At 61.0% G+C, this 12,248-nt stretch carries 11 protein-coding genes; 5 read left to right on the top strand and 6 right to left on the bottom strand.

Annotated features, from left to right (window positions below; translation table 11 throughout):
* Positions 1–22: 22 nt before the first annotated feature.
* The 5 genes from cueR to AC2FJ6_RS11795 form a co-directional block, all read right to left on the bottom strand.
* Positions 23–412 carry a Cu(I)-responsive transcriptional regulator gene (gene cueR / locus AC2FJ6_RS11815; RefSeq protein ID WP_170773831.1) on the bottom strand — a complete coding sequence of 130 codons (390 nt, stop codon included), beginning with the start codon at positions 410–412 and terminating at the stop codon, positions 23–25.
* Positions 409–2,880 (bottom strand): heavy metal translocating P-type ATPase, encoded by a 2,472-nt coding sequence (locus AC2FJ6_RS11810; RefSeq protein WP_170773833.1) that lies wholly within the window; start codon positions 2,878–2,880, stop codon positions 409–411. The genes cueR and AC2FJ6_RS11810 overlap by 4 nt, the downstream gene beginning before the upstream one ends.
* A 94-nt stretch (positions 2,881–2,974) precedes the next feature.
* Positions 2,975–3,151 (bottom strand): hypothetical protein, encoded by a 177-nt coding sequence (locus tag AC2FJ6_RS11805; protein WP_170773835.1) that lies wholly within the window; start codon positions 3,149–3,151, stop codon positions 2,975–2,977.
* 31 nt (positions 3,152–3,182) lie between these two features.
* The gene (locus AC2FJ6_RS11800; protein ID WP_170773837.1) at positions 3,183–3,803 is read right to left on the bottom strand and encodes a pyridoxamine 5'-phosphate oxidase family protein; all 621 of its coding nucleotides are present in this window, start codon (positions 3,801–3,803) and stop codon (positions 3,183–3,185) included.
* 12 nt (positions 3,804–3,815) lie between these two features.
* On the bottom strand, positions 3,816–4,280 hold the full coding sequence (locus tag AC2FJ6_RS11795; protein ID WP_170773839.1) for a nuclear transport factor 2 family protein: 465 nt from the start codon (positions 4,278–4,280) through the stop codon (positions 3,816–3,818).
* A gap of 300 nt (positions 4,281–4,580) precedes the next feature.
* On the opposite strand from AC2FJ6_RS11795, the gene AC2FJ6_RS11790 reads away from it, so the two are divergent.
* Both AC2FJ6_RS11790 and AC2FJ6_RS11785 read left to right on the top strand, forming a co-directional pair.
* Positions 4,581–5,147 carry a TetR/AcrR family transcriptional regulator gene (locus tag AC2FJ6_RS11790; RefSeq protein ID WP_170773841.1) on the top strand — a complete coding sequence of 189 codons (567 nt, stop codon included), beginning with the start codon at positions 4,581–4,583 and terminating at the stop codon, positions 5,145–5,147.
* 103 nt (positions 5,148–5,250) lie between these two features.
* Entirely contained in the window at positions 5,251–6,408 is a 1,158-nt protein-coding gene (locus AC2FJ6_RS11785) for an acyl-CoA dehydrogenase family protein (protein WP_496669112.1), read from the top strand.
* Between the two features lie 176 nt (positions 6,409–6,584).
* Here the strand turns inward: AC2FJ6_RS11785 and AC2FJ6_RS11780 are convergent, their stop codons facing one another.
* Positions 6,585–7,469: a LysR family transcriptional regulator gene (locus tag AC2FJ6_RS11780; protein WP_170773845.1), complete on the bottom strand. Its 885-nt coding sequence runs from the start codon at positions 7,467–7,469 to the stop codon at positions 6,585–6,587.
* Between the two features lie 235 nt (positions 7,470–7,704).
* Here AC2FJ6_RS11780 and AC2FJ6_RS11775 point away from each other — a divergent pair, with 235 nt between their 5' ends.
* Genes AC2FJ6_RS11775 through AC2FJ6_RS11765 form a run of 3 tightly spaced genes read left to right on the top strand, consistent with a single transcriptional unit; the run spans position 7,705 to position 12,239 of the window.
* Positions 7,705–9,897 (top strand): dehydrogenase E1 component subunit alpha/beta, encoded by a 2,193-nt coding sequence (locus AC2FJ6_RS11775; protein WP_170773847.1) that lies wholly within the window; start codon positions 7,705–7,707, stop codon positions 9,895–9,897.
* Positions 9,894–10,928 (top strand): ACP S-malonyltransferase, encoded by a 1,035-nt coding sequence (locus AC2FJ6_RS11770; RefSeq protein ID WP_170773849.1) that lies wholly within the window; start codon positions 9,894–9,896, stop codon positions 10,926–10,928. The genes AC2FJ6_RS11775 and AC2FJ6_RS11770 overlap by 4 nt, the downstream gene beginning before the upstream one ends.
* A 39-nt stretch (positions 10,929–10,967) precedes the next feature.
* The gene (locus AC2FJ6_RS11765) at positions 10,968–12,239 is read left to right on the top strand and encodes an NAD(P)/FAD-dependent oxidoreductase (RefSeq protein ID WP_331252123.1); all 1,272 of its coding nucleotides are present in this window, start codon (positions 10,968–10,970) and stop codon (positions 12,237–12,239) included.
* Positions 12,240–12,248 lie beyond the last annotated feature (9 nt).

Here is a 12,248-nt window from a genome sequence, read left to right as displayed (position 1 = left end):
GCGCGAAAAGGGCAACCCTGCGCTAAGGTTTGCCGCCCAAATCTTGCAGGATCGGACAATCTGGTCGGTCGTCCCCGGCACAGGCCTCTACCAGATGGCCTAGTGTATCCCGCATGGCATTCAGATCGGCGATTTTGGCCTCGATCTGCGCCAGATGTGCGCGGGCCACTTTTTTCACATCCGCGCTGGCGCGGGTTTCGTCTTCGTACAAAGCCATCAGGGTCCGGCAGTCTTCGATGGTGAACCCCAAGGCGCGAGCGCGGCCCAGAAAGTTCAGCTTGTGCACGTCCTGGCTGCGAAATACCCGATACCCGTTGTCGTCCCGCAGCGGTTTGACTAGCCCGATGTCTTCATAGTACCGGATCGTTTTGGCGGGCAGGCCCGTCTGGGTCGACACGTCTCCGATATTCATGAGGCCACCGCCTGAGTTTGGTGTTTCATGTCCCGTTCGGGCAGGCTGGCCCGCACCCGTCGCAAGCGCAGGGCGTTGGTGACGACAAAGACGCTGGACAAGGCCATCGCTCCTGCTGCCAAAGCCGGGGACAGTAGCGGTCCGCCAAGGGGATACAAAGCGCCCGCCGCCACCGGGATCAAAAGGGTGTTGTACCCGAAGGCCCAACCCAGGTTCTGACGGATGTTGCGCATCGTCCGGCGGCTGATCTCAACGGCATTGGCCACACCGCGCAGATCGCCGGACATCAGCACGACATCGGCGGTTTCAATCGCCACATCCGTGCCGGTTCCAATCGCCACGCCGGTGTCGGAAGCGGCCAGCGCAGGGGCGTCGTTGATGCCATCGCCCACAAAGGCCAGCGCGCCAAATTGGTCGCGTAGAGTATTGATCGCCTGCAACTTGCCATCGGGCAGCACCTCGGCGGTCACGTGGTCGATGCCCAGCTTGTCGGCCAGCGCCTGCGCTGTGCGGGCGTTGTCCCCCGTGACCATGGCAAGTGTCAGGCCCATCGCGTGCAGCCTGTCCAGAGCCTCAATCGTGCCGGGTTTGACCGGGTCCGACACCGTCAGCAAAGCCGCAGCCTGACCGTCAATCGCCACAAACAAAGGCGTGGCCCCTGCGGCGGCGCGCTGATCTGCCTCGGACGTCAGGCCCGACAGATCCACGCCGTTTCGGTCCATCAGCCGGGGGGAACCGATCACCACCTCGCGCCCTTCAACTACGGCCCGGACGCCCAGCCCGGTCTGCGATGTGAATCCTGTTGGCTGCGGCAAGTCCGCAGGTCCGGCGCGCGTGATGGCGGTGGCGACGGGGTGCTCGGACCGCGATTCCACCGCAGCGGCCTGGCGCAACACGTCGTCGCGATCGAACCCGTTGACGGTGGTGATACTTTCCAGCTCGGGCCGGCCCATAGTGAGAGTACCGGTCTTGTCCAAGGCCACAACTTTGGCCTGTTGCAACTGTTGCAGCGCGTCGCCTTTGCGGAACAGAACACCCAACTCAGCCGCGCGCCCGGTGCCGACCATGATCGAAGTTGGCGTCGCCAGACCCATCGCGCAGGGGCAGGCAATGATCAGGACCGAAACCCCCGTGACCAGCGCCATCGGCAGGGCAGGTGCTGGTCCGAAGATCAGCCAGATCGCAATGGTCAACAGTGCAACAGCCAGCACCGCAGGCACAAACCACGCGGTGATCTTGTCGACCAGCCCCTGAATTGGCAGCTTGGCCCCCTGCGCCTGTTCAACCATCCGGATCACCTGCGCCAGAACCGTATCGGCCCCGACCCGCGCCGCACGCACGCGCAGTGCTCCGGTGCCGTTTACCGTGCCGCCCACCACCTGATCGTCGGGGGCTTTACCAACCGGAACGGGCTCGCCGCTGATCATGCTTTCATCGACATAGGACGTGCCGCCCAGCACCACGGCATCTACCGGAACCCGCTCGCCTGGGCGGATTTGCAGGACGTCGCCGACGTTGATCTGGGAAATCGGGCGGTCCACGGTGGTGTTGCCCTGTTCGACGCGCGCGGTTTTTGGCTGCAGGCCTACCAGCTTGCGGATCGCAGCGCCGGTGCGGCCTTTGGCCCGCGCCTCCATCGCGCGGCCCAGAAGGATGAGGACAACGATGACCGAGGCAGCCTCGAAATACACATTCGCGCTGCCTTGCGGTAAGAGGCCCGGCGCGAAAGTGGCGATGACCGAGTACAGATACGCCGCGCCCGTACCCATTGCAACCAGCGCATTCATATCCGGTGCGCGCCGCAGCAGCGACGGAATACCCTTGACGTAAAACACCCGGCCCGGTCCGACCAACAAGGCCGAGGTCAGGGCGAATTGGATCAGGTGGCTGGCCTGCAATCCTATGGTCTGATGTACCCAATGATGAAAGGCGGGGATCATGTGTCCGCCCATTTCAAGGACAAATACGGGCAAGGCCAGCGCTGCCGCGATCAAAGTCGTGCGGGTCAGTGCCGTGGCCTCATGTGCCTTGTCGGCGGAGGTCTCGTCCGTCTGGGCGATATGCGCCGGATACCCTGCATCGCCCGCCAGTTTTGCAAGCGAGGCAGGGTCTGTCGCGCCCTCTACATAGCGGATCGTTGCGCTTTCGGTGGCCAAGTTCACATCCGCTGCGATCACGGCGGGGTCGGCGCGCAACACACGCTCGACCCGGTTCACACAAGAGGCGCAGCTCATCTGGTCGATTTTCATCGTGACATCGGCTATTGCAGCCGGATACCCCGCAGCCTGCAGCGCTTGCGTTACATCGCTGAGGGGGCCGTCGTACGCGACCTGCGCCGTCGCGGCCGCGAAATTCACCGTTGCCTCGGACACGCCCGCGACGCCTTGCAAGGCCGCTTCCACGCGCCCCACGCAGGATGCGCAGCCCATTCCTGTGATGTTCAACCGGGTTTCATGTGCGGTGGTCATCCGACTCATCCTGATCTGCTGTTGCCCTCTAAGTGGGGGTTCCAGTCACGGGAAGGTCAAGGGTTTATGCCGCATACCCGCCATGCATTGTGGCTCAGCGCTGGGGCAAGGCTTGCAACAACAGAGAGTTATACTGCGCAGGCGGCGCTGCGCGCACCGCTTCGGGCGAGGCAAAAAAGCCCAGCATCAGGACCGATACGCAAGCCAGCAGGCCCAAAAGGCACAGGCCGGTGAGGTTGAGTGTCGTGCGTAGCATTGACAGTTTTTCCATTCCTAAACTCACTGAGACCTTACGGGTCGGTTCAAGATCTTTGTGCCAGCTCTTGCCTTAACTTTTCGTTCTCGGCCTGAAGCTGCGCCAGTTGCTGACCAAGTGTATTCAAATGCGGGCGCAATTCGGCCTCGGTGAAGCGCGGCGTGATGTGGCGGGGGCAGTTCCAGTCCAGCCCCTCCACCCGGATGATCGCGGCGCGTTCGGCTGGTGCTTCGGCCCCATCGGGATAGAGGCTGGCGGCGGCGGCTTCGCCCTCGGTGAACTCTGCGCGACCCAGTATTTTCAACCGGCGTTGGTTGGCGTAGTCCATCAAGATCATGGCAACCCGGTCATTCCCGTCCAGATTCCCGCGCGAGATATATTGCTTGTTGCCCGAAAAATCAGCGTACCCGATGGTGGTGGGCCCCAGCACGCGCAGAAACCCAATCGGCCCACCGCGATACTGAACATAGGGCCAGCCGGTCTCGGAAACGGTGGATTGATAGAACCCGTCCCGCGCCTCGATAAAGGCTTTTTCTGCCGGACCAATCTGGTGCCCTTGCTGCGGCCCGTCTTCGATGAACTTGGCATAGGTCCTTGCTGATCCCATCCGTTCCTGATGGGCCAGAACCGCCGGGGTGAAGGTCAATTCGGAAAAGGCGCGGGGCATGAGCGATCCTTTCTACAGGCCCAGATCAGACAGGCCGGGGTGATCTTCGGGCCGTGGGCCTTGAGGCCAGCGGAACAACCGGTCTTCCTCGGCAATCGGCAGGTCGTTCAGCGAGGCATGGCGCTTGGCCATCCGGCCATCTTCGGCAAATTCCCAATTCTCATTGCCGTAAGACCGGAACCATTGGCCGCTGTCGTCGTGCCATTCATACGCATAGCGCACAGCAATCCGGTTGCCGGAAAAGGCCCAGAGTTCCTTGATGAGACGGTAGTCCAGTTCTTTGTTCCATTTGCGGGTCAGGAAGGCATGGATGTCTACGTGTCCCGATAGGAATTCAGCGCGGTTTCGCCATTGGCTGTCCTCGGTATAAGCGGGCGTTACCAGATCGGGGTCGCGGCTGTTCCAGCCATTTTCAGCCATGCGCACTTTTTGTGTGGCAGTTTCCAGGGTGAAGGGGGGCAGAGGGGGTCGGCTCATGTCTTGATCTTTCAGGTCAGCGCGGCGGCAAGCATCGCAAGTGTTAACAGGAACGGGACGTACTGAGGGGAAAACGGGCTGGTGCGGCGTTTCATTGTCAAGCTCCTTAGTTTACTGATCGGTACATCTTGAAGAGAATGTGTACTGATCGGTAAACTTTTGCAAGTCTCAAAGTGAAAAAACTTTGCGACCGACGCTAAATCGGCTTCTTTTCAGGGCTGTTGACGTTGGATTTCGTGTAACCTTGTCGCGGGACGCGGCTACAATTATGTACTGATCAGTACACTCAGGAGCCGAATCATGCGCCCCAACAAACGCGACGAACTTGTCCGCAATGCGCTGCAGGTCTTTTACAGGGACGGGTTTCACGCCACCGGTATGGACAAGCTGGTGGCGGAAACGGGCGTCTCAAAAACCTCGATGTACAAACACTTCCGGACCAAGGAAGAGTTGATCGTCGCGGCCCTGCAGCTGAGGGACGAGAACTTTCGCACCTGGTTTTATCAGCGGATCGACGCGCTGGGCCAAACGCCGGCGCAAAAGCTTTTGGCCAGTTTCGATGCGCTGGCTGAATGGTTTCAGGAAGACGGATATCGCGGCTGCATGTTCATCAAGGCAGGGGCTGAATATCAGGATAAGGATCACCCGATCCACGTTCAGGCGGCCGAGCACAAGCGCCTGTTGTTGGAGTATTTCACCGATTTGGCCCGCGCCGCCGGGGCGGCTGATCCTGAAAAGCTGGGATGTCAGATATTGATCCTGAAAGAAGGTGCCATCGTGTCCGCTGTTCTGTTGAAAAGCTGCGACCCTGCTCGGGATGCCAAGGCGGCAGCGAAGGCTCTGCTGGGCAATGCGCTGGCCGTTTAGGCGCCGCCCGCGCAAAAGACGTTGCGTAGGGACGGGCTCAACACATTGGAATGCTGCAAAAGCAAGGCTAGGCTCCTGAGAAAGAAAACCGAGAGGACCTCCAATGTCGCTTTTTTCTCCGACCGCCAGCTGGGTCACTGATGAACACCAGATGTTTGCCGAGATGGCGAACCGCTTCATGGATGACGAGCTTGTGCCGAATATTGAGGCTTGGAACGATCAGGGCGCTGTTGACCGGGCTTTCTGGCACAAGGCCGGTGACATGGGGCTTATGGCCGGTGCCATCGCCGAAGAACATGGCGGCGTCGGGGGCGGTATCGGTTTTGATGCGGTGACGATGTACGCACAGGCCGCGCGCGGGGATAGCGGATGGGGTTTTGCGATCCAATCCATCGTCATTCACTATATCTCTGCCTATGGCAGCGAGGATCAAAAGCAGAAATGGCTGCCTAAACTGGCCTCGGGCGAAATGGTCGGGGCGTTGGCGATGACGGAACCGGGTACCGGCTCGGATGTTCAGTCCATCCGCACGACCGCTGACAAGGATGGCAATTCCTATCGGCTGAACGGGTCCAAGATTTTCATCACCAACGGGCAGTCGGCGGATCTGGTTTTGGTGGCCTCGAAGACGGACAAAACATTGGGTGCGAAGGGCGTTTCGCTGATCGCTGTAGAAACCGAAGGGGCCGAGGGGTTTCGCAAAGGGCGCAACCTTAAGAAGTTGGGTATGAAGGCCAATGACACGGCCGAGCTGTTCTTTGAAGATGTCAAAGTGCCGATGACCAATCTGATCGGCCCTGAAGAAGGGCAGGGGTTCTATCAGATGATGAGGCAGCTCCCATGGGAGCGTTTGACGATCGCGATAGGTGCCTTGGGGGCCATCGACTTCGCGCTGGCGGAGACGGTACGTTATACGCAGGAACGCAAGGCTTTTGGTCAGCGGGTGATGGATTTCCAGAATACACGCTTCAAACTGGCCGAGTGTAAAACCAAGGCCGAAGTGCTGCGCAGTTTTGTCAACGACTGCATCGCGCGTTTGCAGGCCGGGAAGTTGGATGCGGCCACTGCGTCGATGGCGAAATACTGGGGTAGCGAAATTCAGAATGAAATCATGGGTGAATGCCTCCAGCTGTTTGGAGGTTATGGATTCATGATGGAATACCCGATTGCGCGGCTTTACGCGGATGCGCGGGTACAGACCATCTATGGCGGCACCAATGAGATCATGAAAGAACTCATCGCCCGCTCGCTGGACAAATAAGAACGACAGGGCGCTCTCGCCCGTCGTCGACGTTTCTGGCGAAACATCTCGTCCCGTTGGGCCGGGCAGGCGCGGGCTCAGCCCACGCCTGCCCGGCCCCCTGCCGTCCGCAGGACGCAAGGCCGAAGGCCGCGCAGTTTGCTACTGTTGTTACGCGTGCTGGTTTAAGGTTTGGGTTACCCGACCTGTCCGCGTAGCCATTCAACAAAGGATTTCAACGGCTCGGATTCGGCCCTGGATTGGGGCCAGACCAAGTAGAAATCCCCCAGACTGACGCCCGGACCGCGCCAAGCGGCAACAAGACGCCCTGAGCGCAGGTCATCTTCCACAAGGTAACTCGGCAGCAGAGCCACACCCAACCCGTGAACGGTTGCCTGCCCCATGGTCGAAAACTGGTCGAACAGCATTCCGCCAAGCCCAGACACCTCTTTGCCCTGAAACGCAAACCATCTCTCCCACGCATCCGGGCGGGTTTCGAGATGCAGCAAAGGTGCGCTGAGTAGCCAGTCGATATGATCCGCCCGCTCTGGCAGAATCGAGGGGGCACAGACCGGCACGACATCTTCGCGCATGATCGGCAAGTAATTGACGCCCATCCAATCCCGTTGTCCAAAATGGATGGCGGCATCGAAATGCTCGACCTCGAAATCAAAAGGTCGGAGCCGTGTGTTGAGGTTCACCGTTACCTCGGGATGGCGGCGTGCAAAATCCTGAAGGCGGGGGGCCAGCCAGTGCATGCCGAAGGCGGGCAGGATCGACAGGTTCAGCGACCCGCCCTTGGGGTTTGCTTTCAACTTGACCGAAGCCTGTGCCAGTTGATGCAGCACAGTACGCGCGACCTGAACATATTCTTTGGCTGCCGGGGTCAGGTAGAGGCGCATCTGGCTGCGCTGGATCAGATCGACGCCCAGTTGTTCCTCCATTGTTTTGAGTTGGCGACTGATTGCGCTTTGTGTCAGTGAGAGTTCTTCGGCCGCCGCAGAGGCGCTGCCAAGGCGGTCTACAGCTTCGAGCGCCAGCAGGGACGGGATGGAGGGCAGGAAACGTCGGGGGGCGATCATATGATTATTCCTCATACCTTTCGGATGGATTATCACTGGCATTTCGATTGCACCAGCCTGATAGATTGATGCGTTTTAACTCGGTCTTCGGCGGCGCTGATCCGGCAGAGGTCTTGCCCGCCAATCGTGGGCGCGATTATTGCTGTAACAGAAGACCTGGCCGTTCGTAGGCCACCACCGGGATCACAGGGCACGGCAGCGCCCATGATCCGACAACAAAAGGACGGAGGCGCAGATGGATCGCGCTCAGATCGTGCATGAGAACTTCCTCAAACGCGTCACCGCGCGCGATTTTCCCGCAGGCAACGCGCCCCGGTCCGGTCTGAGCGATGCCGATGCCGTATCACTGTTCCGCTCGCAAGTGCTGAGTCGCGCGCTGGACCGCACCAGCCGCGCCATGCAGAAGGCGGGGCAGGGGTTCTACACGATCGGCTCATCCGGGCACGAGGGGATGGCGGCCGTGGCCCATGCTCTTCGCCCCACGGATATCGCCTTTCTTCATTACCGCGATGCCGCGTTTCAGATCGCCCGCGCAGAGCAGGTACCGGGCCAGCAGATCGCCTGGGACATGCTGCTGAGTTTTGCCTGTTCTTCCGAAGACCCCACGTCGGGCGGACGGCACAAGGTGTTGGGGTCCAAGGCGCTGACCATCCCGCCGCAGACCTCGACCATTGCCAGCCATCTGCCCAAGGCGGTGGGCGCGGCCTATTCGCTGGGCGCGGCGCGGCGGCATGACCCCGAGCATCGTGAACTGCCCGAGGATGGCATTGCGATGTGTTCTTTCGGAGATGCCTCGGCCAACCACTCGACCGCACAGGGGGCGATCAATACGGCGGGCTGGACCAGCGTGCAAGCGACGCCGCTGCCCTTATTGTTTGTGTGTGAGGACAATGGAATCGGCATCTCGGTCAAAACGCCAAAGGGCTGGATACAGACGTCGATGGAGCATCGCCCCGGCATTCGGTATTTTCAGGCCAACGGGCTGGATATCTACGAGACCTATGCCGTCGCGCAAGAGGCCGCCGACTATGTGCGCACCCGCCGCAAACCCGCATTCCTGCACCTGAAAACCGTACGTCTTTACGGTCATGCCGGTGCTGACGTACCGACCACCTATATGCCCAAATCCGAGGTCGAAGCGGATGAGGCAAATGACCCTTTGCTGCATTCTGTGCGCCTTTTGGATCAGGCCGGGGCACTGTCGCCGGATCAGGCGCTGGAGATATATCAGGACACCTGCGCCCGCACTGATCGCATCGCTGCCGAGACCACCACGCGCCCGCATTTGGGCACCGCCGCCGAGGTGATGGCCAGCCTGATCCCGCCCAAGCGCGACTGCAAACCCACCAACGGACCCAGCGCCAAGGCGCGCGCTGAGGCGTTTGGTGGCGATATGCGGACGATGAATGACCCTCAGCCCATGAGCCGCCTGATCAACTGGGCGCTGACCGATCTGATGCTGGAACATGGCGAAGTCGTCTGCATGGGCGAGGATGTGGGCCGTAAAGGGGGCGTCTATGGCGTCACGCAAAAGTTGCAACAGAGGTTCGGGCCGGATCGGGTGATCGACACGCTGCTGGATGAGCAGTCGATTTTGGGCCTCGCGATTGGCATGGGGCATAACGGGTTTGTGCCGATCCCCGAAATTCAGTTCCTCGCCTATCTGCACAATGCCGAGGATCAGATCAGGGGTGAGGCCGCAACGCTGCCGTTTTTCTCGAACGGGCAATTCACCAACCCGATGGTCGTGCGGATCGCCGGGCTGGGCTATCAGAAAGGGTTCGGCGGGCATTTCCACAATGACAACTCGCTGGCCGTGCTGCGCGATATTCCGGGGGTGATCATTGCCTGCCCCTCGACCGGCGAGGATGCTGCGCAGATGCTGCGCGAATGCGTCCGCCTGGCGCGCGAAGAACAGCGGGTGGTGGTGTTTCTGGAACCCATTGCGCTCTATCCCATGCGTGACCTGAATGGGGCGCAGGACGGGAGGTGGATGACGACCTATCCCGCACCGGATCAACGGATTGCGCTGGGTGAAGTGGGGGTGCATGGCGACGGTACCGATCTGGCCATCGTGACCTATGGCAACGGGCATTACCTGTCGAAACAGGCGCTGCCCGAACTGCAGGCGGCGGGGTTGAACGTGCGGATCATCGACCTGCGCTGGCTGGCGCCACTGCCTGTTCAGGCGTTGTACGAGGCCACCGAGGGCTGCGCACATGTGCTGATCGTCGACGAATGCCGCCGCACCGGCAGCCAGTCCGAGGCGCTGATGACTTTCTTCGTCGAAGAAAGTCCGGCCACTCCAATCGCCCGTGTTGTCGCCGACGACAGTTTCATAGCAACCGGCCCCGCCTATGCTGCGCCCTTGCCGTCGAAAGACGGGATTGTGGCCGCCGCATTAAACCTGACCGGAGGTCGCCAATGACCCGCACCGCTGTTCTGATCTGCCCCGGTCGGGGGACATACAACAAACCCGAATTGGGCTATCTGCATCGCCATCATGCTGACCGGATGCAGCTGTTTGCCCAGTTTGACGCAATTCGCGCAGAGGCAGGGCAAGAAGGGGTCACGGCCTTGGATGGTGCAGGTCGGTATACGGTCAGCACGTATTCTCGTGGCGATATCGCGTCGCCTTTGATTTACGCAGCCTCGCTGGCCGATGCGCAGTCGCTGGCGGTTGATATCGAAGTCGTTGCCGTCACCGGAAACTCGATGGGGTGGTACATCGCTTTGGCGGCGGGCGGCGCGGTCACGCCAGAAAACGGATTCCGCGTGGTGAACACCATGGGCACGCTGATGCAGGACCACCTGATCGGCGGGCAGCTTGTGTATCCGTTCGCCCGAGAGGATTGGTCGAACGACGCCGAGCGCAAGGCTGAACTGTTGGCCGATGTCGTGCGGATTGACGCTCTGGACGGGCACGAGTTGGCATTGTCGATTGATCTGGGCGGTATGCTGGTTCTGGCAGGTAATGAGGCCGGCCTAAGCGCGTTTGAACACGCGCAACCAACTGTGCAGGATCGCTTTCCCATGCGCTTGGCAAACCACGCCGCGTTTCACACTGCGCTACAAGCGCCGGTGGCCGCCGAAGGGCGGGCGCGTTTGTCTGCGGATATGTTTGACCCGCCCGAACGCCCTCTGATCGATGGGCGTGGAAAAATCTGGTGGCCAGGGGCGACGGACACCCAAGCGCTGTGGGACTACACCCTAGGGCATCAAGTCACCGAGACCTATGATTTCACCCGCGCCATCCAGACTGCCGCGCGCGAGTTTGCGCCCGATCTGTTCATCGTCACCGGACCAGGGGCAACCCTGGGTGGGGCGGTGGCGCAGTCGCTGGTTCTGGCCGATTGGAAGGGTATGTCCGACAAAGCGGCATTTCAGGCGCAGCAGGACGCACAGCCCTTTCTGATCGCTATGGGGCGAGAAGATCAGCGTTCGCTTGCAACCGGCTGACGCAGCCCTGATGATCTGCGCATGCGCAAGGAGCCCGATGTGAGCGACCATGACCAGTCCCTCTGGCTGAACACCTGCCGCGAGCATGTGGACAGCACCCCTCTGACCGACGATCTGACGGTCGATCTGGTCGTAATCGGCGGCGGCTATACCGGCTGTTCGGCGGCTTTGACGGCGGCACAATCGGGGGCGTCGGTGACGCTGCTAGAGGCGCAGGAGATCGGGCATGGCGGGTCGGGTCGCAATGTGGGCTTTGCCAATGCGGGGCTATGGCTGCCACCGGACGAGATCCGGACGCATCTCGGGGCTGAGCCGGGCAATCGCCTAATCGAGCTCTTGGGCGCCGCACCGGGGGATGTGTTCGACCTGATCGCGCAGCACGGGATCGATTGCGAGCCTGTCCGCAACGGCACCCTGCATTGCGCGCATTCGGGGGCGGGGTTCAGGGACTTGGAAAACCGCCATGCGCAGCTCAAGGCGGCAGGCGCGCCGGTGGAGCTGTTGAGCACCGATCAGGCCGGGCAACGCACCGGCAGCGCAGCCTTTCACGGGGCGCTTTTCGATCCGCGGGCGGGAACGATTCAGCCTCTGGCCTATGTGCGGGGCTTGGCTCGCGCCGCGACTCAGGCCGGGGCGCAGGTCTTTACGCATAGTCCGGTTCTCTCTCTGTCCCATGATGGCGATGTCTGGACCCTGACAACAGCCCAAGGCTCTGTCCGGGCGAAGGCGTTGATACAGGCCACGAATGCCTATCACCGGGCCATGCCGGATACCGCGCCCGCCTATGTGCCGGTTTATTACTTTCAGTTTGCCACGGCCCCTTTGTCGGACAACCTGCGCGCCAGTATCCTGCGCGGGGGCGAAGGGGCGTGGGATACCGGGTTGATCATGACGTCTTTCCGGCTGGATCAGGACGGGCGGTTCATCATCGGCGCGATGGGGGATCTTGGTCATGCAGGAAGCAGTGCCCATAAGGCGTGGGCGAAACGCAAGATAGCGGCGCTTTATCCGCAGCTGGCCGACCAGCCGTTGGTGCAAGGTTGGCACGGGCGGATCGCAATGACCTCGGACCACATCCCGAAAATCGTGCGGATCGGCCCGAATGCGCTGGCGGCGCACGGGTTTTCAGGGCGCGGGATCGGGCCGGGGACTGTTTTTGGCCGCCAGATGGCCGACAGTTTGCTACGCGATGCTCCCGCCCTTCTGCCCGTCCCTGCAGTTGAGGGATATCGCGAAAGCTGGACCGGGCTGCGGCGCGCATATTTTGAGACCGGTGCGGCGCTGACGCATCTTATCAAAGCCCGGTTCTGAACCGCCCCC

Source organism: Ruegeria sp. CDSA089 (assembly GCF_059612205.1).
This window is presented reverse-complemented; position numbering and strand designations above follow the sequence as displayed.

Coding starts and splice junctions, on each gene's coding strand:
- AC2FJ6_RS11770 (WP_170773849.1), top strand. CDS start 9,894: ATGACCCGCACCGCTGTTCTGATCTGCCCCGGTCGGGGGACATACAAC.
- AC2FJ6_RS11775 (WP_170773847.1), top strand. CDS start 7,705: ATGGATCGCGCTCAGATCGTGCATGAGAACTTCCTCAAACGCGTCACC.
- AC2FJ6_RS11790 (WP_170773841.1), top strand. CDS start 4,581: ATGCGCCCCAACAAACGCGACGAACTTGTCCGCAATGCGCTGCAGGTC.
- AC2FJ6_RS11810 (WP_170773833.1), bottom strand. CDS start 2,880: ATGACCACCGCACATGAAACCCGGTTGAACATCACAGGAATGGGCTGC.
- AC2FJ6_RS11800 (WP_170773837.1), bottom strand. CDS start 3,803: ATGCCCCGCGCCTTTTCCGAATTGACCTTCACCCCGGCGGTTCTGGCC.
- cueR (WP_170773831.1), bottom strand. CDS start 412: ATGAATATCGGAGACGTGTCGACCCAGACGGGCCTGCCCGCCAAAACG.
- AC2FJ6_RS11795 (WP_170773839.1), bottom strand. CDS start 4,280: ATGAGCCGACCCCCTCTGCCCCCCTTCACCCTGGAAACTGCCACACAA.
- AC2FJ6_RS11785 (WP_496669112.1), top strand. CDS start 5,251: ATGTCGCTTTTTTCTCCGACCGCCAGCTGGGTCACTGATGAACACCAG.
- AC2FJ6_RS11805 (WP_170773835.1), bottom strand. CDS start 3,151: ATGGAAAAACTGTCAATGCTACGCACGACACTCAACCTCACCGGCCTG.
- AC2FJ6_RS11780 (WP_170773845.1), bottom strand. CDS start 7,469: ATGATCGCCCCCCGACGTTTCCTGCCCTCCATCCCGTCCCTGCTGGCG.